The sequence below is a fragment of the Novosphingobium sp. Sphag1I genome (assembly GCF_056279125.1).
On the sequence record NZ_JBWBQS010000010.1, the window covers coordinates 181127 to 200504 of the forward strand.

Genomic DNA, 19378 nt, shown 5'->3' on the forward strand with positions numbered 1-19378 from the left:
GGGCCAGCACAATTTACAAAGCTAATATATTAAAAGCCTGCGGCGCCATCTAATCTGCGCCGCAGGCTTTTAAAATTCTAACGTCGCGCCATTCAACCTCAGTCGAACTTACAGCGCAACACATACAGTACGGGGATTGTTAAGGGCCAAGGCCCTTAACCCGCCAGCGGCAAACCCCTTTTACGAAGCTAAAGCTTTCTTCAGCAGTTCATTGATGATCTGCGGATTGGCCTTGCCCTGCATCGCTTTCATGGTCTGGCCGACGAAGAAGCCGAAAAGGGCCTCCTTACCGCCGCGATATTGCTCGACCTTATCCGCGTTCTTGGTCAGGATTTCGGCGATCACCGCCTCAATCGCGCCGGTGTCCGAGTTTTGCTTCAAGCCTTCGCGCTCGACAATCACGCCCGCCGCGTCGCCCGTTTCCAGCATCTTTTCCAGCACCTGCTTGGCGATGGAGCCGGAAATCGTGCCATTGCCGACCAGCGCCAGCAGTTCGGCCGCACCTTCGGGCGAAATCGGGCTGGTCGAGAGATCCTTGCCCAGCTTGTTCAACGCGCCGAAGAATTCCGACAGCAGCCAATTGGCCGCCTGCTTGGCAACATCGGCCTCGCTCTTGTTCTGGGCAGCGGCAGTGGCCGCCAGCAGCGCCTCGAACCAACGCGCCGTATCGACGTCATTGGTCAGCACGCCCGCATTATAGGCCGACAGGCCCAGCCCATCGACATAACGCGCCCGCTTGGCATCGGGCAGTTCGGGCAAGGACGCACGGCATTCCTCAAGGAAGGCATCGTCCAGCACCAGCGGCAGCAGATCAGGATCGGGGAAGTAGCGATAGTCATGCGCGTCTTCCTTGGACCGCATCGACCGCGTCTCATTCTTGTCCGGGTCATAGAGGCGCGTTTCCTGCACCACCTTGCCGCCGTCCTCGATCAACGCGACCTGACGCTTGGCTTCCGATTCGACCACGGCCATCACGAAGCGCACCGAATTGACGTTTTTCGTTTCCGTGCGCGTGCCGAATTCTTCGCCCGGGCGGCGCACCGACACGTTGACGTCGGCGCGCATCGAGCCCTGATCCATATTGCCGTCGCACGAACCGACATAGCGAACAATCTGGCGCAGCTTTGACAGGTAAGCCCCTGCTTCTGCGGGCGAACGCATATCAGGGCGGCTGACGATTTCCATCAGTGCCACGCCGCTGCGGTTGAGGTCAACATAGGACATGGTCGGGTGCTGATCATGCATCAGCTTGCCCGCGTCCTGCTCGACGTGAATGCGCTCGATGCCGATGACCTTGGGCTCAGGGATACCCGCCTTCTCATCCGCCTCGATGGTCAGCGATCCCTCGCCCACCAGCGGGTGATAGAGCTGGCTGATCTGATAGCCCTGCGGCAAATCGGCATAGAAGTAGTTCTTGCGGTCAAAGCGCGACCACTTGTTGATCGCCGCCTCAATCGCCATGCCGGTGCGCACCGCCTGACGGATGCACTCCATGTTCGGCACGGGCAACATGCCGGGCATCGCCGCATCAACCAGCGAAACCTGACTGTTCGGCTCGGCGCCAAAAGCCGTGGCGCTGCCCGAAAACAGCTTGGCGTTGCTGGTGACCTGCGCATGGACTTCAAGGCCGATCACGACCTCCCATTCGCCCGTTGCGCCCTGAATACGATAATTGCTCATATTACCACCACTTTTCCGGCTTGGCCGAGAACTGCGCCCGCTGTTCAATCGCAAGGCCTGCGTTCAGCACGCCCTGTTCATCGAAAGGCCGCCCGATGATCTGCAAGCCCAGCGGCAGGCCATCGCTCGACAGGCCCGCGGGCACGCTCATCGCGGGCAGGCCCGCCAGTGAAGCGGGCACCGAGAACACGTCGCCCAGATACAGGTCGAGCGGATTGCTCTTTTCGCCCAGCGCAAAGGCAGGCGTCGGCGCGGTGGGCGCAAGGATCACGTCGCACTGCTTGAAGGCTTCTTCAAAGTCGCGCGAAATCAGCGTGCGGACCTTCTGCGCCTGCGTGTAATAGGCGTCATAGAAGCCCGCCGAGAGCACATAGGTGCCGATCAGGATGCGGCGCTTGACCTCGGCCCCGAAACCGGCGGCGCGGGTGGCGGCATACATGTCCTGAAGGTTCGCGCCATCGGGCAGTTCGCGCAGGCCATAACGCACGCCATCATAACGCGCGAGGTTAGACGAAGCCTCGGCAGGGGCGATGATGTAATAGGTCGCCAACGCATATTTGGAATGCGGCAGCGAGATGTCCACCACCTCGGCCCCGGCATCCTTGAGCCATGCAATGCCATCATCCCAAGCCTTCGCCACATCGGCGTTCAGGCCCTCGATGCGATATTCGCGCGGAATGCCGACCTTCTTGCCCTTAAGATCAGCGTTCAACAACGCCGACCAATCGGGCACCGGCATATCGAGCGAGGTCGCATCCTTGGGATCGAACCCGGCCATGGCCTCCAGCATCAGCGCGCAATCGGCAACGCTATGCGCCATCGGCCCGGCCTGATCGAGGCTGGACGCGAAAGCCACAATGCCCCAGCGCGAGCAGCGGCCATAGGTCGGCTTGATGCCCGAAATGCCGGTGAAGGCCGCAGGTTGGCGGATCGAACCGCCGGTGTCAGTGCCGGTCGCCGCAGGACACAAACGCGCTGCCACCGCCGCCGAGGAACCGCCCGAAGAACCTCCCGCCGTCAACGCCGCCGTGTCGCCCTTGCGGCGCCACGGGCTGATCGCGGGGCCAAAGGCGCTGCTCTCATTGCTCGAACCCATCGCGAACTGGTCCAGGTTGAGCTTACCCAACATACCCGCGCCCGCGTCCCACAGCTTTTGCGAAACGGTCGATTCGTATTGCGGCTTAAAGCCTTCCAGAATCTTCGATGCGGCCGAGGTCTGCACGCCCTTGGTGGCGAACAGATCCTTCATGCCAATGGGCACGCCCGCCAGCTTGCCCAATTCCTTGCCCGCAGCGCGGGTCGCATCGACCTTTTCGGCCGCCGCCAGCGCCGCATCGGGCGTGGTCACGATAAAGGCGTTCAACGCTTCCTGCGCATCGGCAACAGCGCTGTTAAACGCATGGGCCACTTCAACAGCGGTAAATTCGCCCTTGGCCACGCCATCGCGGATCGCGATCAGGCCCAGATCGGTCAAACCAGTCATTATTCAATCACCTTGGGCACGCCGAAAAATCCATGTTCGGCCGCCGGCGCATTGGCCAGCACCGCATCGCGAATACCGCCGCCCGTCAACGGATCGGCATTCACGATATCTTCGCGCAAACGCAGCGTATTGGGGATCACCGCCGTCATCGGCTCAACCCCTTGGACATTCACTTCGCCCAATTGTTCCACCCAATTGAGGATGCCATTGAGTTCAGGAACCATCGCTTCCAATTCGCCTTCGCTTACCTTGATACGGGCAAGACTGGCGATCCGGGCCACTGTGGCGGTATCGACCGACATGCAACAACCTTTGCCATTAAATCCAGACCGGAAACCCGGCCCACAAACAAAGCGAGGGGCATTTCCGCCCCTCGCGCCGTAACTTCGCTAGCACCGCAAGCGCGGCGCTTCAAGCAAGCCGGATTATTCCGCCCCGCCCGGAGCCACAGGGGCTTCTGCCGAAGGAGCCGCACCGGCACCGCCGCCCTGACCGCGCATCATGCGTTCCATCATGCGCTGCTGCATTTCCAGCTCGGCACGGTTGCGGAAATCGATGACTTCCAATTCAAACGTCAGGTTCGAATTGGCGGGGATCGGACCAGCAGCCTTGTCGCCATAGGCCAGCTTGGCCGGGATATTCACGACATACTTGCCGCCACGCTGCGTCTGGGCCAGCGCCTTGGCAAAACCGGGGATCGTGCCTTGCATCTGCATGATGACGTTCTTGTTCTGGTCGAACACCGTGCCATTATCCAGCTTGCCGACATAATTGACCATCACCAGATCCGCGACGGTGGGATTGGGGCCTTCGCCAGCCTTGAGCGTCTTGACGCCCACAATCGGCGGCTTGGCGGCGATTGCCACCGTACCGCCAACCAGCACGGCAGCCAGCGTGCCCAGCCACAGCTTCGAAACCGAACCCTTGGCCAGCGGCAGCAGGGGAACGCGGGTGATCTCGGTCATGGTGTAATCCTGTCCTATGCGATCAATCGGCCTGTTGGGGCCAAAACTCTTGCGCGCCTCCCTACAGGCGCGCCTTGGTCTGTGCAAGCGCAACACAGGTCTTAAAGACCATGAAATTGCCTAAAGATGCCGCGAACAGCAGACAGCAAAAAACCCGCCGGTCTTGGCCGCCCTGAAAGCGACCGGACCGGCGGGCTTTTTTGATTCGGCCTGTCTCAGGCCAACGTCGCCTTACTTGGCGCCGTCACGCTCGGCGCGCTTGCGCTCCAGCTTGCGGGCGCGGCGTACAGCAGCGGCCTTTTCGCGAGCGCGCTTTTCCGAGGGCTTTTCATAGTGGCGACGCAGCTTCATCTCGCGGTACACCCCCTCGCGCTGCAGCTTCTTCTTGAGAGCGCGCAGGGCTTGATCGACATTGTTTTCGCGGACGAGAATCTGCATAAAAAGAACCACCTCAAATATCTGTCGGCCAGAGCCCCACCCAGTCTCGATCGAGCGGGGGTTCACCCAAGGGATTGCAACGAAACTTGCGCCGAATCCCTGTGGGGACGGCAAGATTTGCGGCCCGCTAGCAGAGTCGCAAGCCAAAGGCAAGCTGTGATCCACCAAACGAGACTCGCCAATAGCGACGTGCGGCGCGCTCATAGGCCTATAATCAGGGCCATGGCAACCGCCAACGCACATTTCCTGTACGACAAAAGCCAGTATACCGGGGCTCGGACTATACGCGATGGCCTCCATAAGCTAGGGGGCGGCCTATGAGTCAAGAAACACCATCCAATCAGGTCCGCCAATTTGTCGTTGGTCGCGATGACGACGGCATCCGCCTCGACCGCTGGTTCAAGCGCCATTTGCCCCAGATCGGCTTTGCCACGATCAGCCGCTGGGCCCGCACCGGCCAGATCCGCGTCGATGGCAAACGCGCCGCGCCCGAAGACCGCGTGGCCAAGGGCCAGACCCTGCGCGTGCCACCCGGCGACAGCATCGTGGGTATCGGCGGCGGCAAGGGCGTGCGCGCCCGCAAGCCTTTGACCGAGGCGCAGCTCGAACTGGCCGATTCCATCGTTCTGCATCGCGACCCCAGCGCCATCGTCATCAACAAGCCGCCCGGCCTTGCCACCCAAGGCGGCAGCGGGACGTTTGAGCACGTTGATGGCCTGCTCGACGCCTATGCGCCCAACGGCCCGCGCCCGCGTCTGGTCCACCGTCTGGACAAGGACACGTCGGGCGTGCTGCTGGTCGCCGCCACGCCGGGCAGCGCGGCTTTCTTCTCCAAGCGCTTTTCCGGGCGCACGGCCAAGAAAGTCTATTGGGCCTTGGTGGTTGGCGTACCTTCGATCGATGAAGGACTGATCGACCTGCCTTTGGCCAAACAGCCCGGATCGGGCGGCGAAAAGATGATGGTCGACCAATCCGAACATGGTCAACCCTCGCGCAGCCGTTATCGCGTGATCGACCGCGCGGGCAATCGCTGCTGCTGGGTCGAACTGCAACCTCTGACAGGCCGCACGCACCAGTTGCGCGTCCATATGGCGGCCATTGGCCACCCGATTGTGGGCGACGGCAAATATGGCGGCCCCGACGCCTTCCTTTCGGGCAGCATCAGCCGCAAGCTGCACCTGCATGCGCGCCGCCTGATCATCGATCATCCCGATGGCACACCGCTGGATGTCGAGGCGCCCCTGCCCGATCACATGGCGGCCAGCCTTGTCCAGCTCGGCTTTGAGGAATCGGAAGGCGAATATATCCCAGATCCGACCGGCGAATGGAGCCGTGAGGAAAAGAAGGCGGCGGCCAAGGCCCATGCCAAGGATTACCGCAAGGAGCGCAAGGGCGAACGCCGCGGCCGCCTCGACACGGGCCGCGCGCGCAATGATTCGCGCAAGGTGCCCGGCAAACCCGTGGCCCCCAAAAAGTCCGGCCCCAAAAAAGGTCTGGGCAGCAAGCCCACGGTCAAGTCGGCCGCCAAGCCTGCGCCCAAACTGGCCGGCAAGCCCGCCGGGCGCCCGGCGGGTAAGCCTGCGGGCAAACCTGCGGGAAAGCCCGCCGGTAAACCCGCCGGGAAACCCACTGCGCCGCGAGGCCGTCGTTAATGCATCCCAACGCGGCCTTTCGACATGATGATCCTGTGCTGTTCGAACAACTGATCCGCGAGATCGGTTTTGCCATGATCTTTGCCACCACGCCCGATGGGCCGCGTGTGGCGCATGTTCCGTTGGTTTCAACGGGCGATGGGGCTGTGCAATTCCATCTGGCGCGCGGCAATGCGTTGACGCGCCATATCGATGGCATGGTGGCGCTGGCCGTGGTCAATGGGCCGGACGCCTATGTTTCGCCGCGTTGGTATGGCGAAGATCCCAATCAGGTGCCGACATGGAACTATGTCGCGCTTGAAATGGAGGGCCGCGTTCGCCGGATGGATCGCGATGGGCTGTATGGGCTGCTGGAGAACCTGTCGGCGCAGGAAGAGGCCAAACTGCCCCCACCGGCATGGACGATGGAGAAATCCGATCCAGCCTACATCGACAAATTGATGGGCGCGATTGTCGGTTTTGAGATGGAGGTGCAGGCATGGCGCCCGACCTTCAAGCTGTCGCAAAACAAATCGGCGCAATTGCGCGAACAGGTCGCCGCCGGACTGGAAGAAGCCGGTAGCAGCGCCATGGCAGCGATGATGCGGGGGCTGGCATGACACGTTTGGCCGTGTTTGATTGCGACGGCACGCTGGTCGATGGACAGCATGATATTCAGGCCGCGATGATCGATGCCTTTGCGCGGCTCGACCTGACGCCACCCTCGCGAGAGGCTGTGCGCCAGATTGTCGGCCTCAGCCTGCCGGTGGCCATGCGCCGCCTCTTGCCCGATGCAGAGCCGGAACAGCAGGCCGCCTTGGTCGAGGAATATAAATACGCCTATCGCAGCGCGCGTGATCAGGGGCGGATCGGCGAACCTTTGTATGATGGTATTCGCAGCCTGCTCGACGGATTGCGCGCCGATGGCTGGGCCATGGCCGTGGCCACGGGAAAGAGCGATCGCGGGTTGGCGCATTGTCTGGCGATGCATGATCTGACGGATCATTTCGTATCCCTGCAAACCGCCGACCGCCATCCGTCAAAGCCGCATCCGGCCATGCTGGAGGCTGCGCTGTTCGAGGCTGCGGCCATGCCGGAAAACAGCGTGATGATCGGCGACACCAGTTTCGATATTGCCATGGCTCGGTCCGCAGGGGTGCGGGCGCTGGGCGTGGCTTGGGGTTATCACAGCGTGGATCAGTTGATGGCCGCCGGCGCCGATGCCGTGGCCCGCGATCCGGCGCATTTGCGGGAGTTACTGGGATGAGGATCGACCCGGAAACCTTGGCCAAGGCGCGCTTTAAGCGTTTGACGATTGTGCGTTTCGTCGGCGTGCTGCTGGCCATGGTCGGCGCGGCCATCATGGGCGGCAAGGTTGATTTGCCGCGACTGGTCGGGCTGCTGATCCTGCTGGGCGGGGTCTATTACGCACTGATATTCCCCAGCCGTTTGGTGAAACGCTGGAAAAAGCAAGACGGGATGCAATGAAGCGGTTTTACAAGGAAGTTTCCGTGGCCGAGCGCGATGGCGCATGGCAGGTCACGCTGGATGGTCGTCCGATCAAGACCGTGGGCGGAAAGCCCCAACTGGTCCCCACCCGCGCGCTGGCCGAGGCTTTGGCGGCGGAATGGGCGGCGCAGGGTGAGGAAATCGATCCGGCCAGTTTCGTGCTGCGCGATATGGCCGATTATGCGCTGGACGTGATCGGGCGCGAACGGGACGAGGCGATTGCCTCGCTGCTGCCCTATGCCGAAACCGACACGCTGTGCTATCGCGCCGATCCCGAAGACGCGCTGTTCGAAAAGCAGAACGAGGTTTGGGAGCCGGTCCTGACCGCCGCAGAACAGCGCCACGGCCTGCGCATGCAGCGCGTCAGCGGGATCATGCACCAGCCCCAGCCGCCCGAAAGCCTGGCCGTCCTGCGCGCCCGGTTGGAGGCGGCGGATGCCTTTACCCTTGCCGCCCTGCGCAACATGTCCAGCCTTGCCGCTTCGCTGTTAATCGCGTTGGAGGCTTTAGAAGCGGACGCTGAGATCGAGGCGCTCTGGGCCGCGGCATCCCTTGAGGAAGAATGGCAGGCCGATCTCTGGGGCCGCGATTGGGAAGCCGAGGAACGCCGCGAAAAGAGGGCTAAAGCCTTTGCCCTGTCGGCTGAATTTGTACGGATGGCGCGGGGGTAGGGGGTTTGTCCTTGGCGGGCGTTTTAAGATGCCTCCGGCGGGTGCGTTTAAGTGCCTCCGGCGGGCAAAGGGACTTGTCCCTTTGCAATCCCGTTACTGTCTTGGTTGCGCGTCAGTTGTGGCGATGTGCTTGGGCGCGGAATGGCTGATATTTAAAGCCGCTTCGCGGCGGCGGGAAGTCCGGAAAGTTAGGGGGAGCGGACGTTGTCTCGAGGATCAAGCCACGGTAAACATCGCTATGCCTGCGACAAATGAGATCTATTGGATAACCGACAACGATACTTTCCTCGGCCTCGCTGGAGGTCGGGAGGTGGCCAATTGGTTTGGCTTTGTCCCGTCATTTCATGACGCCACTCTGGAAAAATTAGAACTTGCCGGCGGGCAAGCGTCAATCGTGCTGAGGGCGTTTAGAATGACCGATGCGATTGATGAAAATGGGTATTTCGTGTTAGATCGGCACGTGCTGGTGGAAATTCATCTCTCGGGCGTCACTGGCGTGAGCCTGACGGGTGATGCCACTTCGAGCATTGCAGGATTGGGAATAAGGCGAATTACGTCGAGGTTCGGCGAGTGGATTACTTGCGGAGGCCCACAGCCGGGTGATTTCGAAGTCTGCTGGGATACTAATGTTGGACTTGAAGGCACGTTGTACGCGAGGGAAGTGAGCTTTAAGCTTCATGATGCTTTAGCCCTGAACGTCTCCTAAGGCACCGCGTCCGGAACGTCTCTTTTCTTCCCGCGAAGCGGCTTAATAACCCTACGCAAAAACCAACCGCCACGCAGCCCACCACCCGCCACGCCGACAATATCGGGATTGCAAAGGGCCCCCGCCCTTTGCCCGCCGGAGGCATCTGGAAAACCCAGAAAACCACTCACTCAACCCAATCGGCAACCTCGGCGGCCAGCTTGTCCGACATCCGGCCCAAAGCCTCGGCGACTGCTTCCGGTTTGGGCGCAACGCCCTTTTCCACCGCCTCGAACCGGCGCTGGGCTAGAGTGCCGTCCAGCTTGGTCAACAGCGCGTCATAGCGGATCACGGCAGAGCGGGTCTTATCGTCATAGCCCATGAAGATCAGACGCCCGCCAAGATGCTGCCCCGCCTGCCCGCCATCCTCGGCGTCGATCAGGACGAGGCGGCAGCCTCGGGCGCGGATCACTTCGGCGATGTGATTGCGCAAGAGGCGCGCGGGGCGTTCGCTCCACAGGCCTTCCTTCATATAGGCGATGCTGTTGTCATTCACCCGCACCGCAATCCGGGTCAGGCCTAGGGCACGTTCCGTATCCGGCTCCGCCACGGACAGCGTCGTGATCGGCGTCGCCGTCACCAGCGCCCCCGCAGGCGCCGAAACCGGCGGCAGGGTGAAGAGCTGCTTGGGCGGCTTGCCCCCTGCCCCCACCTTGACGCAGGCGCCCAGCATCAACACCCCGATCAGAGCGGCGATCTTCTTCATGGGTGATACTCCGGCAGCTTGGGTGGTGAGAGCGCAGCTGCGGCGCCCTGATTGTCAATTTTTTCGGTCAGCTCGCGCAAGGCCCGGCTGGTGGCGCGCAATTCACGCACCGCGCTTTCGGCCTGCGGCAGCGTTTCTTCGCGCACGCGGCGAATGGCCGGATCGGTCTGGCCCAAGGTCGATTTCAACGCATCAGCCGCACTCTGGGCCGAACGCAGGGTCTTATTGAGCTGCGACACCACAGAATCGCCATTGGCATCCAACTGCGTGTTGAAATTGGCGGTCAGCTTCTGAAACTCGGCCATGGAATCCTTGGCCTGCAACAGGGCCGAATCCAGATCGGTGAGGACCTGTTTAATCTGGGGTGACGCGTCCGCAAGGTTGGCCGTCATCCGGTTGGTATTGGCCAGAATGCCTTCGATATTCTTCTGGTTCTTGTCCGACATCAGGTTCGACAGGCGATCCGTCAGCGTCCCGATGCGTTCGAGCAATTGCGGTGCGCTGGACAACAGATCGCCAAGGCCCGACAGCTTGGTCGGGATCACCGGCACGCCATTGGGGCCGGGCGCCGTGATGGCGGGCTGCCCGGTCTTGCCGCCGGCCAACTGAATATTCGAAACGCCGGTAAAGCTGCCCTGAATGGTCGCGGTCGTGCCCTGAAGAATAGGCACTTCGCGGTCGATGTTGATTCGCACCCGCACGACGCTGGGATCATCGGGCGACAGTTCGATTTCGGTGATCTGTCCGGCCGGAACGCCTTTGTAATTGACCGGCGTGCCCTTGGCCAAACCATCCACCGATTGGCGAAAGAAGATGTCATAGGGTTTGCGTTCATGGCGCGACAGATGCGCCAGCCACAGGGCAAATCCCGCCGCCAGCCCCAACAGGACCAGCGTGACCACCCCCACCCAGATATGATTGGCGCGTGTTTCCATCGCTCTTCTATGCCTTTGCCGGATTGGGGCTGTCTAGCCCAAGGTCTTTGGTCGCTTCACCCTCGCGCGAAATCAGCGCAGAGCGGCCACGCGGCCCGCCAAAATATTCGTGAATCCAGGGATGATCGCTGGCCATCAATTCAGGGATCGTGCCCACCGCAATGACTTTTTTATCCGCCAGCACCGCCACGCGGTCGCAAATTTCATGCAATGTATCAAGGTCATGGGTGATGAGAAACACCGTCAACCCCAGCGTTTCATGCAATTCGCGCGTCAGATTATCGAAAGCCGCCGCCCCAATCGGGTCCAACCCCGCCGTCGGTTCGTCCAGAAACAGCAGTTCCGGGTCCAGCGCCAAAGCGCGGGCCAGACCGGCACGCTTTTTCATGCCCCCCGACAATTCGGACGGATATTTGGCCGCCGCATCATCGGGCAATCCCGTCAGGCTGATCTTATACCGCGCGATTTCGTGGCGCAGTTCAGGATCCATGTCGGGATAGAATTCTTTGAGCGGCACCTCGACATTTTCCGCCACGGTCAGCGTGGAAAACAGCGCACCGCCCTGAAACAAAACGCCCCATCGGCTGCGAATATCGGCTTGGCCCGGTTCATGCGGCGTGCCCATTTCATGGCCCAGAACCTCGATCCGGCCGTGGTTAGGCGTCTGCAACCCGATGATCGAACGCATCATCACCGATTTGCCGGTGCCCGATCCGCCCACCACGCCGATGATTTCCCCCCGGCGCACATCAAGGCTGAGATCCTGATGGACCGCATGGTCGCCAAAACGGTTTTCCAGACCCTCGATACGGATCGCGAAATCGGAAACGGCCCCGTTCATATCCAGCCCACTTCCGAAAAGAACACGGCAAAGAAAGCGTCGATCACGATCACGGCAAAGATCGCCTGCACCACCGCCTGCGTGGTGCGCAGGCCGACTTCCTCGCTGCTGCCCCTGACCTGCATGCCCTGATAGCAGCCTGTCATCGCAATGATCAGGCCAAAGACCGGCCCCTTGATCATGCCCACCCACAGGTCGATCAACGGCACGACCTCCTGAATGCGGGACAGGAAGTTAAAGAACGGAATGTCGAGAGTAAACGCGCTGATCGTTGCGCCGCCGATGATCGCCACCAAGGCCGAATAAAGCCCCAGCAAAGGCATCATCAATACCGCCGCCAACACGCGCGGCACCACCAACGCCTCCATCGGCGAAACGCCGATCGTGCGCATGGCGTCAATTTCCTCGGTCAGCTTCATTGTGCCAAGCTGCGCGGCAAAGGCGCTGCCGGAACGGCCCGCGACCATGATCGCGGTCATCAGCACGCCCAGTTCGCGCAGCGAAATACGCCCCGTCAGGTTCACCGTGTAAATCTCGGCGCCAAATTGCTGAAGCTGGACCGCGCCCTGCTGTGCGATCACAACGCCGACAAGGAAGCTCATCAGGCCGACAATCGCCAAAGCGTCAATGCCCACCAATTCGGTTTGCCGCACCAGCGCGGTCCAGCGCATCCGCGAAGGATGGCGGATCACATGCCCCAATGCCGAAACCAGCGCGCCCAGAAAGGCCAGAATGGATCCCGTGCCACGCCACAGGCCGATCATCACCACGCCCACCGTCTCGACGATTCGCACCAAGGGCGGCGCGCGCGGCGGCGCGATGGGGGCGTCCCCGCTGCAACATTTGACCGCGTTGATCAAACGCTCGGCCTTTTCGGTGCTGCCCGTCACGTCGGCATGGGCATCACGGGCAAGGCGCCAAACCAGCCACGCCCCCGCCGTATCCAGTTCGGACACAGCCGATATATCCAAATGGCTGAATTCGGGCTTTTCCCGGCGCAGCGCGTGGTCAATCTTGCCCACACTGGCAATCGTCAACACGCCTGACAGGGTCAGAGTGGACGTGCCATCGGCATCCGTGGCCAACAGGAATTCGCAATCGGGTGCCATGAATTCAACCTTGTGGGCGAAAAACTCGGCCCCTGCAAGGGGGCTTTACGGCACCAAGTCTTGCGAAAGGGGGGCCATGCTGGCAAAGGCCGCTGCCAAATAGCTGGATATGACATGACCGACGAAACCGCCAACATGCTCGACAAGACCTTTGACCCCGCCGGGATCGAAGCGAAATGGTATGGCCATTGGGAAGCGAACAATCTGTTCCGCCCGGAGCGCCCCGATGCGGCGCCCTATACTATTGTGAACCCGCCGCCCAACGTGACAGGTTCGCTGCATATCGGCCACGCGCTGGACAACACGCTTCAGGACATCGTTATCCGTTACGAGCGCCTGCGCGGCAAGGATGCGCTGTGGGTCGTGGGCACCGACCATGCCGGCATCGCCACGCAAATGGTGGTCGAGCGCCAGATGGAGGCCAAGGGCGACAAGCGCACCAATTACACGCGTGAAGGCTTCATCGAAAAGGTCTGGGAATGGAAGGCCGAGAGCGGCGGCACCATCACCGGCCAGTTGCGCCGTCTGGGCTGCTCGATGGACTGGTCGCGCGAGCAGTTCACGATGGACCCGCATTTCACCAAGGCGGTGGTGAAGGTCTTTGTCGATCTCTATAATCAGGGGCTGATCTATCGCGACAAGCGTCTGGTCAATTGGGACCCCAAGCTGAAAACCGCGATTTCTGATCTTGAGGTGGAAACCCGCGAGGTCAAGGGCGGCTTCTGGCATTTCAAATATCCGCTGGCCGATGGCGTCACCCGCGATGACGGGCTGGATTATATCGAGGTCGCCACCACGCGCCCCGAAACCATGCTGGCCGACATGTGCGTCGCGGTAAACCCCGAAGACGAGCGTTACAAAAGCGTGATCGGCAAGGAGATCCTCCAGCCCATCACCGGCCGCCGTTTCAAAATCGTGGCCGACGAACACGCCGATCCCGAACTGGGCAGCGGCGCGGTCAAGATCACGCCGGGCCATGACTTCAACGACTTTGAAGTGGGCAAGCGCGCCGGGATCGCGGCCAATGACATGCTCAACATGTTCGACGCCGATGCCAATGTGGTGCAGACCGCCGACGGACTGGTCCCTGCGCAATACCTTGGCGTGGAGCGTTTCGAGGCCCGCCGCATGGTGGTCGAGCAGATGAAGGCTCTGGGCTTCCTCATTCCCCATGTCACCAAGGACAAGGAAGGCAACGAGGTCGAGCACGACGCCGAACCGCGCACCATCCAAACGCCCTTTGGCGACCGCGGCGGCGTGGTGATCGAACCCTGGCTGACCGATCAGTGGTATGTGAATGCCGCCGTTCTGGCGCAAAAGCCCATCGAGGCGGTGCGTTCGGGCGCCATCGAAATCGTGCCCAAGAGCTGGGAAAAGACCTTCTTCAACTGGATGGAAAATATCCAGCCTTGGTGCGTGTCGCGCCAGCTTTGGTGGGGCCATCGCATTCCGGCGTGGTATGCCGAGGACGGTCAGGTCTTCGTCGCCGAAACCGAGGAAGAAGCGCAGGCTCTGGCGGGCAACAAGGCGCTGACCCGCGATTCCGACGTGCTCGACACATGGTTCTCCTCGGCCCTGTGGCCCTTCGCCACGCTGGGCTGGCCGGATGAAGACGCGCCGCTGCTGAAAAAGCATTACCCCAACGACCTGCTCGTTTCCGGCTTTGACATCCTGTTCTTCTGGGATGCGCGCATGGCGATGCAGGGAATGCACTTCATGAAGGAAGTGCCTTGGAAGAAGCTCTATCTGCACGGCCTGGTTCGCGCCGCCGATGGCGCGAAAATGTCCAAGTCCAAGGGCAATGTGGTCGACCCGCTGGGCCTGATCGACAAATATGGCGCGGACGCTTTGCGCTTTTTCATGGCGGCGATGGAATCGCAGGGCCGCGATGTGAAGATGGATGAAAAGCGCGTCGAAGGTTATCGCAACTTCGCCACAAAGCTCTGGAACGCGGCGCGTTTCTGTCAGTCGAACGGCATTGTCGGGTCCACCTCGATCGCCGCGCCCAAGGCCACCAGCGCGGTCAACAAATGGATCATCGGCGAAGTCGTCGAAACCGTCGCCGCTCTGGACAAGGCGATGGAAGACCTGCGTTTCGACGCGGCGGCCCATGCGATTTATCGCTTCGTCTATGACGGTTTCTGCGACTGGTACATCGAACTGATCAAGGGTTCGTTCGACGAGGAAACCAAGGCTGTCGCCGGTTGGGTGCTGGATCAAATTCTGGTCATGCTCCACCCCTTCATGCCCTTTGTCACCGAAGAACTGTGGAGTAAACTGGGCACGCGTGAAAACGAGTTGATCGTGGCGGCATGGCCCGCCCCGCAGGCCGAAGTGGACGCCGAGGCCAAGCGTGAGGTCGAATGGCTGATCGCGCTGATCGGCAATCTGCGCGCCGCCAAGGTGGAACTGGGTCTTGCGCCGGGTTCGCGCCTGACGGCCTATCTGCCCGAACCGAGCGAGGCTACGCGCGGCATCATCACCCGCAATCCGGTGGCGATTGACCGTCTGGCGCGTCTGGATGCGATCCACTTTGCCCCGGCCCCTGCGGGTGCGGCGATGCAGGTGGGCGCGGGCGATGCCAATATCCTCGTCCCGCTCGAAGGGTTGATCGACGTGGCGGCGGAAAAGGCGCGTCTGGCCAAGGCTTTGGCCGCGTCCGAAAAGGAGCGCGATTCGCTCGACAAGCGCCTGTCGAACCCGGCCTTTGTCGAAAAGGCCAAGCCCGAGGCCATCGACAAGGCCCGCGCCGACCACGCCCATCACAGCGCCGAGGCCACCCGCCTTGCCGCCGCGCTGGCACGGTTGGGGTAATGCTCAGCTTAGCAACGATCACTCCGGGTAAACCGGAAATCTTTGCAGCCTTGCAAGGTGAAGGGGCGTCCATCGGGCGCCCCTCTGTCTTCCTGCGCCTGTCGCGCTGCAATCTGGCGTGCCAATGGTGCGACACGGCCTATACGTGGCGTTTTGAAGGCGACAACCGGCCCCATAAGGACGGGATCGCCTTTGACCGCCGCGACAATCAACTGTCCCTGCCCGAGGCCGAAGTCGCGGCGCTGATTCACAGCTTTGGCCAAAACCGACTCGTCATCACCGGCGGCGAGCCTTTGCTTCAGGCCCCGGCCCTTGTACGGATGATCGATCATCTGTCGACGCTGGGCCAATATCATGTCGAGATCGAAACCAATGGCTCGGTTGTGCCCTCGGAATCGCTCGCCGCGCTGGTGCATCAGTACAATGTCAGCCCCAAGCTGAGCCATTCCGGCAACCCGCGCGATCTGGCCATCCGCCCCGAGGCTTTGCGCTTTTTTGCCCAATATCCCAAAGCCTTCTTCAAATTCGTGGTGGCCCGCCCGGATGATGTCGAAGAAGTCGCCGCATTGGCCGCCGAACACGCCCTGCCCGCCGACCGCATCTTCCTGATGCCAGAGGGGCGCGACCCGGATACCCTTCGCGGACGAATGGTATGGCTTACTGATCAATGTCTGATGCGCGGCTATGCGATGACAGACCGCTTGCATATTCACCTTTCTGGCGACACCAGAGGCACATGAGTGAGATTGTAACCGAAGCGCCCGCAACAGAAACCCGCCCTCACGGCCATAGTGCCCCCATGCGCGGAGACCTGACGCAGGGGCCGATTTTGAAAACATTGCTGATGTTTTCGATCCCGACGCTTTTGTCCAATCTGCTGCAAACGCTCAACGGTACGATCAATTCGATCTGGGTCGGGCGGCTGATCGGTGAAAGCGCGCTGGCCGCGACGGCCAATGTGAACATCATCATGTTCCTGTTGATGGCCACAGTGTTCGGTTTCGGCATGGCGACGACCGTGCGCGTGGGCCAGTATTTCGGAGCCCGCAACATGGATGCGGCGCGCATTACGTTTGGTTCCGGCACTGGCTTTTGCGTCGCGCTTTCGGTGCTGATCGGCCTGATCGGTTCGGTGTTGGCGCCCAAGCTCCTGCATCTCATGGCCACGCCAGAGGCAAGCCGGATCGAGGCCTTGGATTATCTGCGCGTGGTGTTCATCACCATGCCGTTCGGGTCGCTTTCCATCATGCTGTCGATGGGGATGCGCGGGGTTGGCGATGCCAAGGTGCCGCTGTTTGCCATGATCCTGACGGTGATTATCGACATCACGATGAATCCGTTGTTGATTCGCGGGTTTGGCCCGATCCCGGCGATGGGCATTGCCGGTTCGGCATGGTCAACGGCGGCGGCCAATTTCGCGGGCGCGGCGTTGATGCTGGGGTGGATCTATCTGCGCGATCTGCCGTTGCGCCTGCGCGGGGCCGAATGGGCCTATCTGCGCCCGCGTGGGGAGGAATTGCGCTTCATCATCGCCAAGGGCCTGCCCATGGGCGCGCAGATGCTGCTGGTGTCGTCTGCCGGTTTGGTGATGGTGGGCTTGGTCAACCGCGAAGGCGTGGCGACGGCGGCGGCCTATGGCGCCTCGATGCAATTGTGGAACTATCTGCAAATGCCCGCCTTTGCCATTGCCAGCGCGGTTTCGGCCATGGTGGCGCAAAATGTCGGGGCGGGACTGCACAAGCGCGTCAGCAAGATCACGATGCGCGGATTGATCGTGAATGAAAGCGTGACGGTGACGCTAGCCGTGCTGATCGTGATTTTCGATGCGCCGCTTCTGGAAATGTTCCTTGTTCCGGGCAGCCCCTCGATCCCGATTGCCCAGCATATGCAGCCGATCGTGTCGGTATCCTTCGTTTTGTTCGGCATCATGATGATCCTGACCGGCACGATGCGGGCCTATGGCGCGGTGATCATCCCGCTCGTCATCATGTTTGTGGCGATGTATCCGGCGCGCGTGGGCTTTTACTTCGCGGCGTTCCCCTATCTCGGCGCCGAAGCGCTGTGGTACGCTTATCCGTTCAGCGCCGTGGTGGCGGTGGTGATGACCAGCACGATCTATCTGCGCGGCAACTGGCGCAAGATTACGTCAAAGAAAGGCTGATTTAACGCCCCTGGGTGCGCCAGCGCTGGACGGTGCGGCGCACCATGTCGTGATCATCGCCCCCTTCGCGCCACAACCGGCTGAAGGATGGGTCGGACGAGGCGGGCCGCTTGACCTCCTCCAGATCGTCAAAGGCGACGCGCATCGGGATCGCCACGCCTTCGCCGCAGATGATGCATTCGCGGTTGCGCAAGGCCGGGATGGAATCCAGAAAACCGCGCGCGCCTTCTGGCATGGCCGCACGGACAAAGGCCTGATCACGCTCATTGTTCAAACGCATGGCGATAATCGTGCCGCACTGGCTTAACACGCCTTCGGCAAGGTCGGAGGGGCGCTGTGTTACCAACCCCAGCGAGACGCCATATTTGCGCCCTTCCTTGGCAATGCGCGACAGGATGCGCCCTACCGATGACCCATCGGCGTTCTTTTCATTGGGCACATAGCGATGCGCCTCTTCACAGACCAGCAGGATAGGCCGCGTCTCTTCCTCACGCGCCCAGATCGAAAAGTCGAAAACAAGCCGTGAGAGCAAAGCCACCACAGTCGAGGTCACTTCCGACGGCACACCCGACACATCGATAATCGCAATCGGCTGTCCACCGGCAGGCAGGCGGAACATGCGCGAGAGCACATCGACCATCGTGTCGCCCACCAGCATGCCCGAAAACAGGAAGTTGAATCGCGGATCGCCCCGCAATTCCTCAAGCCTTGTTTTAAGTCGAATATAGGGCGCGGTCGTTGTGGATTTCTCCAGCTTGCCCATTTCCTGATGCAGGATCGCCTGAAGATCGCTGATCAGATAGGGCACTGGCGAATCCACCGTAATCCGCCCGCCCAAAGCTTCGGCCAGACGGTTTTTCTGGCGCGCCGCCAACAGGCATTTGCCGAGAATCTCAGCATCCATCTGCCGGTTCTCGCCCTTGCTGGAGAGGAGGATTTCGCAATGCTCCTCAAAATTCATCAGCCAATAGGGCAATTGCAGGTTCGATACGTCAAGGATCAGCCCGGTATGGCGAAACGCGCTGGCATATTCGCCATGCGGGTCGATCATCAGAATGTGGCCATGGGGCGATGCCTCGCAAATCCGGTGCAGGATCAAGGCCAGCGCGGTGGACTTGCCCGTGCCGGTTGAACCCAAAAGCGCGAAGTGCTTGCCCAGCAATGGGTCCACATACAGGCTGGCGTTGATATCGCGGGTGGGATGCACGCGGCCGATGGCGACGGTGGCGCGGCCATCGCCGGAATAGATGCGCCGCAAATCCGCCGTCGCCGCCGGATAGACCAAGGCGCCCGGCAAGGGATATTGCGTCACCCCGCGCTGGAAACTGGTCAATGCGCCAGAGGCAGGATCAACCTTCCCCTCACCCAGAAAATCGACGCTGGCCACGATGCCTTCATCGCCGCGCCGCCCTTGTTTCTGGTCGCGCACGCTGGCCAAAAGACAGATATTGCCGGTGATGATACGAATCTGGCTGCCGACAAGGCCCGATTGAGCGACCGAGGGGTCAGCATCCGATGCACATTCGCCCAACCGCTGCAAATCCAAGGCGATCAGACCGCCGGACCCTGAAATTTCCAGAACAACGCCAATGGGCTGTGTCGCATTTGCCGGCGCGGAAACAGCACCGCCCAGATCGCTCTGATCTGTACGATGCACGTGATAGACATGATTGGCCATGTCATTCATGCC

Annotated in this window: 19 protein-coding genes; 9 read left to right on the forward strand and 10 right to left on the reverse strand. The window is 61.2% G+C overall.

Features of this window, described 5'->3' with window-relative positions; genetic code table 11:
- Window positions 1–180: 180 nt before the first annotated feature.
- From gatB to rpsU, 5 genes are all read right to left on the reverse strand, one after another.
- Window positions 181–1680, reverse strand: a complete 1500-nt coding sequence (gene gatB / locus ACZ9HU_RS13530; RefSeq protein ID WP_476105667.1) for an Asp-tRNA(Asn)/Glu-tRNA(Gln) amidotransferase subunit GatB — start codon at window positions 1678–1680, stop codon at window positions 181–183.
- Window position 1681: 1 nt separating this feature from the next.
- Window positions 1682–3163: an Asp-tRNA(Asn)/Glu-tRNA(Gln) amidotransferase subunit GatA gene (gene gatA, locus ACZ9HU_RS13535; RefSeq protein WP_476105669.1), complete on the reverse strand. Its 1482-nt coding sequence runs from the start codon at window positions 3161–3163 to the stop codon at window positions 1682–1684.
- Complete coding sequence (gene gatC, locus ACZ9HU_RS13540; RefSeq protein WP_476105671.1) at window positions 3163–3465, reverse strand: Asp-tRNA(Asn)/Glu-tRNA(Gln) amidotransferase subunit GatC; 303 nt, start codon at window positions 3463–3465, stop codon at window positions 3163–3165. The genes gatA and gatC overlap by 1 nt, the downstream gene beginning before the upstream one ends.
- A gap of 123 nt (window positions 3466–3588) precedes the next feature.
- A complete protein-coding gene (locus ACZ9HU_RS13545) occupies window positions 3589–4128 on the reverse strand; it encodes an FKBP-type peptidyl-prolyl cis-trans isomerase (RefSeq protein ID WP_476105673.1) in 540 nt (179 codons plus the stop codon).
- A 231-nt stretch (window positions 4129–4359) separates the two neighbouring features.
- Window positions 4360–4566, reverse strand: coding sequence for a 30S ribosomal protein S21 (gene rpsU / locus ACZ9HU_RS13550; RefSeq protein ID WP_168603737.1), 207 nt, complete (start codon window positions 4564–4566; stop codon window positions 4360–4362).
- A 317-nt stretch (window positions 4567–4883) separates the two neighbouring features.
- Between rpsU and ACZ9HU_RS13555 the strand changes: the two genes are divergently transcribed.
- The 6 genes from ACZ9HU_RS13555 to ACZ9HU_RS13580 all read left to right on the forward strand — a co-directional run bounded on the left by ACZ9HU_RS13555 (window position 4884) and on the right by ACZ9HU_RS13580 (window position 9083).
- Window positions 4884–6218 carry an RluA family pseudouridine synthase gene (locus tag ACZ9HU_RS13555; RefSeq protein WP_476105675.1) on the forward strand — a complete coding sequence of 445 codons (1335 nt, stop codon included), beginning with the start codon at window positions 4884–4886 and terminating at the stop codon, window positions 6216–6218.
- Window positions 6218–6817 carry an FMN-binding negative transcriptional regulator gene (locus tag ACZ9HU_RS13560; RefSeq protein WP_476105676.1) on the forward strand — a complete coding sequence of 200 codons (600 nt, stop codon included), beginning with the start codon at window positions 6218–6220 and terminating at the stop codon, window positions 6815–6817. The genes ACZ9HU_RS13555 and ACZ9HU_RS13560 overlap by 1 nt, the downstream gene beginning before the upstream one ends.
- Entirely contained in the window at window positions 6814–7464 is a 651-nt protein-coding gene (locus ACZ9HU_RS13565; RefSeq protein ID WP_476105677.1) for an HAD-IA family hydrolase, read from the forward strand. The genes ACZ9HU_RS13560 and ACZ9HU_RS13565 overlap by 4 nt, the downstream gene beginning before the upstream one ends.
- Entirely contained in the window at window positions 7461–7685 is a 225-nt protein-coding gene (locus ACZ9HU_RS13570) for a hypothetical protein (protein WP_476105680.1), read from the forward strand. Before ACZ9HU_RS13565 ends, ACZ9HU_RS13570 begins: the two co-directional genes overlap by 4 nt.
- Complete coding sequence (locus tag ACZ9HU_RS13575; RefSeq protein ID WP_476105681.1) at window positions 7682–8377, forward strand: ATP12 family chaperone protein; 696 nt, start codon at window positions 7682–7684, stop codon at window positions 8375–8377. Before ACZ9HU_RS13570 ends, ACZ9HU_RS13575 begins: the two co-directional genes overlap by 4 nt.
- Window positions 8378–8495: 118 nt before the next feature.
- Window positions 8496–9083, forward strand: a complete 588-nt coding sequence (locus ACZ9HU_RS13580; RefSeq protein ID WP_476105682.1) for a hypothetical protein — start codon at window positions 8496–8498, stop codon at window positions 9081–9083.
- Window positions 9084–9249: 166 nt separating this feature from the next.
- Here the strand turns inward: ACZ9HU_RS13580 and ACZ9HU_RS13585 are convergent, their stop codons facing one another.
- The 4 genes from ACZ9HU_RS13585 to ACZ9HU_RS13600 are packed head-to-tail and all read right to left on the reverse strand — an operon-like array spanning window position 9250 to window position 12713.
- Complete coding sequence (locus tag ACZ9HU_RS13585) at window positions 9250–9828, reverse strand: ABC-type transport auxiliary lipoprotein family protein (RefSeq protein ID WP_476105685.1); 579 nt, start codon at window positions 9826–9828, stop codon at window positions 9250–9252.
- Entirely contained in the window at window positions 9825–10763 is a 939-nt protein-coding gene (locus ACZ9HU_RS13590) for an MlaD family protein (protein WP_476105687.1), read from the reverse strand. The genes ACZ9HU_RS13585 and ACZ9HU_RS13590 overlap by 4 nt, the downstream gene beginning before the upstream one ends.
- A 7-nt stretch (window positions 10764–10770) precedes the next feature.
- On the reverse strand, window positions 10771–11604 hold the full coding sequence (locus tag ACZ9HU_RS13595) for an ABC transporter ATP-binding protein (RefSeq protein ID WP_476105688.1): 834 nt from the start codon (window positions 11602–11604) through the stop codon (window positions 10771–10773).
- Entirely contained in the window at window positions 11601–12713 is a 1113-nt protein-coding gene (locus tag ACZ9HU_RS13600; protein WP_476105690.1) for an ABC transporter permease, read from the reverse strand. Before ACZ9HU_RS13600 ends, ACZ9HU_RS13595 begins: the two co-directional genes overlap by 4 nt.
- 114 nt (window positions 12714–12827) lie before the next feature.
- Here ACZ9HU_RS13600 and ACZ9HU_RS13605 point away from each other — a divergent pair, with 114 nt between their 5' ends.
- Genes ACZ9HU_RS13605 through ACZ9HU_RS13615 form a run of 3 tightly spaced genes read left to right on the forward strand, consistent with a single transcriptional unit; the run spans window position 12828 to window position 17688 of the window.
- On the forward strand, window positions 12828–15527 hold the full coding sequence (locus ACZ9HU_RS13605; protein ID WP_476105692.1) for a valine--tRNA ligase: 2700 nt from the start codon (window positions 12828–12830) through the stop codon (window positions 15525–15527).
- Window positions 15527–16267, forward strand: a complete 741-nt coding sequence (locus tag ACZ9HU_RS13610) for a 7-carboxy-7-deazaguanine synthase QueE (protein WP_476105694.1) — start codon at window positions 15527–15529, stop codon at window positions 16265–16267. Before ACZ9HU_RS13605 ends, ACZ9HU_RS13610 begins: the two co-directional genes overlap by 1 nt.
- Window positions 16264–17688, forward strand: coding sequence for an MATE family efflux transporter (locus tag ACZ9HU_RS13615; protein ID WP_476105697.1), 1425 nt, complete (start codon window positions 16264–16266; stop codon window positions 17686–17688). Before ACZ9HU_RS13610 ends, ACZ9HU_RS13615 begins: the two co-directional genes overlap by 4 nt.
- A gap of 1 nt (window position 17689) precedes the next feature.
- Here the strand turns inward: ACZ9HU_RS13615 and ACZ9HU_RS13620 are convergent, their stop codons facing one another.
- Window positions 17690–19366 (reverse strand): ATP-binding protein, encoded by a 1677-nt coding sequence (locus tag ACZ9HU_RS13620; RefSeq protein WP_476105728.1) that lies wholly within the window; start codon window positions 19364–19366, stop codon window positions 17690–17692.
- Window positions 19367–19378: the final 12 nt, after the last annotated feature.

Bases quoted from the DNA above. Each gene is read 5' to 3' on its own strand.
- gatB (WP_476105667.1), bottom strand. From the start codon at position 1,680: ATGAGCAATTATCGTATTCAGGGCGCAACGGGCGAATGGGAGGTCGTG.
- gatA (WP_476105669.1), bottom strand. From the start codon at position 3,163: ATGACTGGTTTGACCGATCTGGGCCTGATCGCGATCCGCGATGGCGTG.
- gatC (WP_476105671.1), bottom strand. From the start codon at position 3,465: ATGTCGGTCGATACCGCCACAGTGGCCCGGATCGCCAGTCTTGCCCGT.
- ACZ9HU_RS13545 (WP_476105673.1), bottom strand. From the start codon at position 4,128: ATGACCGAGATCACCCGCGTTCCCCTGCTGCCGCTGGCCAAGGGTTCG.
- rpsU (WP_168603737.1), bottom strand. From the start codon at position 4,566: ATGCAGATTCTCGTCCGCGAAAACAATGTCGATCAAGCCCTGCGCGCT.
- ACZ9HU_RS13555 (WP_476105675.1), top strand. From the start codon at position 4,884: ATGAGTCAAGAAACACCATCCAATCAGGTCCGCCAATTTGTCGTTGGT.
- ACZ9HU_RS13560 (WP_476105676.1), top strand. From the start codon at position 6,218: ATGCATCCCAACGCGGCCTTTCGACATGATGATCCTGTGCTGTTCGAA.
- ACZ9HU_RS13565 (WP_476105677.1), top strand. From the start codon at position 6,814: ATGACACGTTTGGCCGTGTTTGATTGCGACGGCACGCTGGTCGATGGA.
- ACZ9HU_RS13570 (WP_476105680.1), top strand. From the start codon at position 7,461: ATGAGGATCGACCCGGAAACCTTGGCCAAGGCGCGCTTTAAGCGTTTG.
- ACZ9HU_RS13575 (WP_476105681.1), top strand. From the start codon at position 7,682: ATGAAGCGGTTTTACAAGGAAGTTTCCGTGGCCGAGCGCGATGGCGCA.
- ACZ9HU_RS13585 (WP_476105685.1), bottom strand. From the start codon at position 9,828: ATGAAGAAGATCGCCGCTCTGATCGGGGTGTTGATGCTGGGCGCCTGC.
- ACZ9HU_RS13590 (WP_476105687.1), bottom strand. From the start codon at position 10,763: ATGGAAACACGCGCCAATCATATCTGGGTGGGGGTGGTCACGCTGGTC.
- ACZ9HU_RS13595 (WP_476105688.1), bottom strand. From the start codon at position 11,604: ATGAACGGGGCCGTTTCCGATTTCGCGATCCGTATCGAGGGTCTGGAA.
- ACZ9HU_RS13600 (WP_476105690.1), bottom strand. From the start codon at position 12,713: ATGGCACCCGATTGCGAATTCCTGTTGGCCACGGATGCCGATGGCACG.
- ACZ9HU_RS13605 (WP_476105692.1), top strand. From the start codon at position 12,828: ATGACCGACGAAACCGCCAACATGCTCGACAAGACCTTTGACCCCGCC.
- ACZ9HU_RS13610 (WP_476105694.1), top strand. From the start codon at position 15,527: ATGCTCAGCTTAGCAACGATCACTCCGGGTAAACCGGAAATCTTTGCA.
- ACZ9HU_RS13615 (WP_476105697.1), top strand. From the start codon at position 16,264: ATGAGTGAGATTGTAACCGAAGCGCCCGCAACAGAAACCCGCCCTCAC.
- ACZ9HU_RS13620 (WP_476105728.1), bottom strand. From the start codon at position 19,366: ATGGCCAATCATGTCTATCACGTGCATCGTACAGATCAGAGCGATCTG.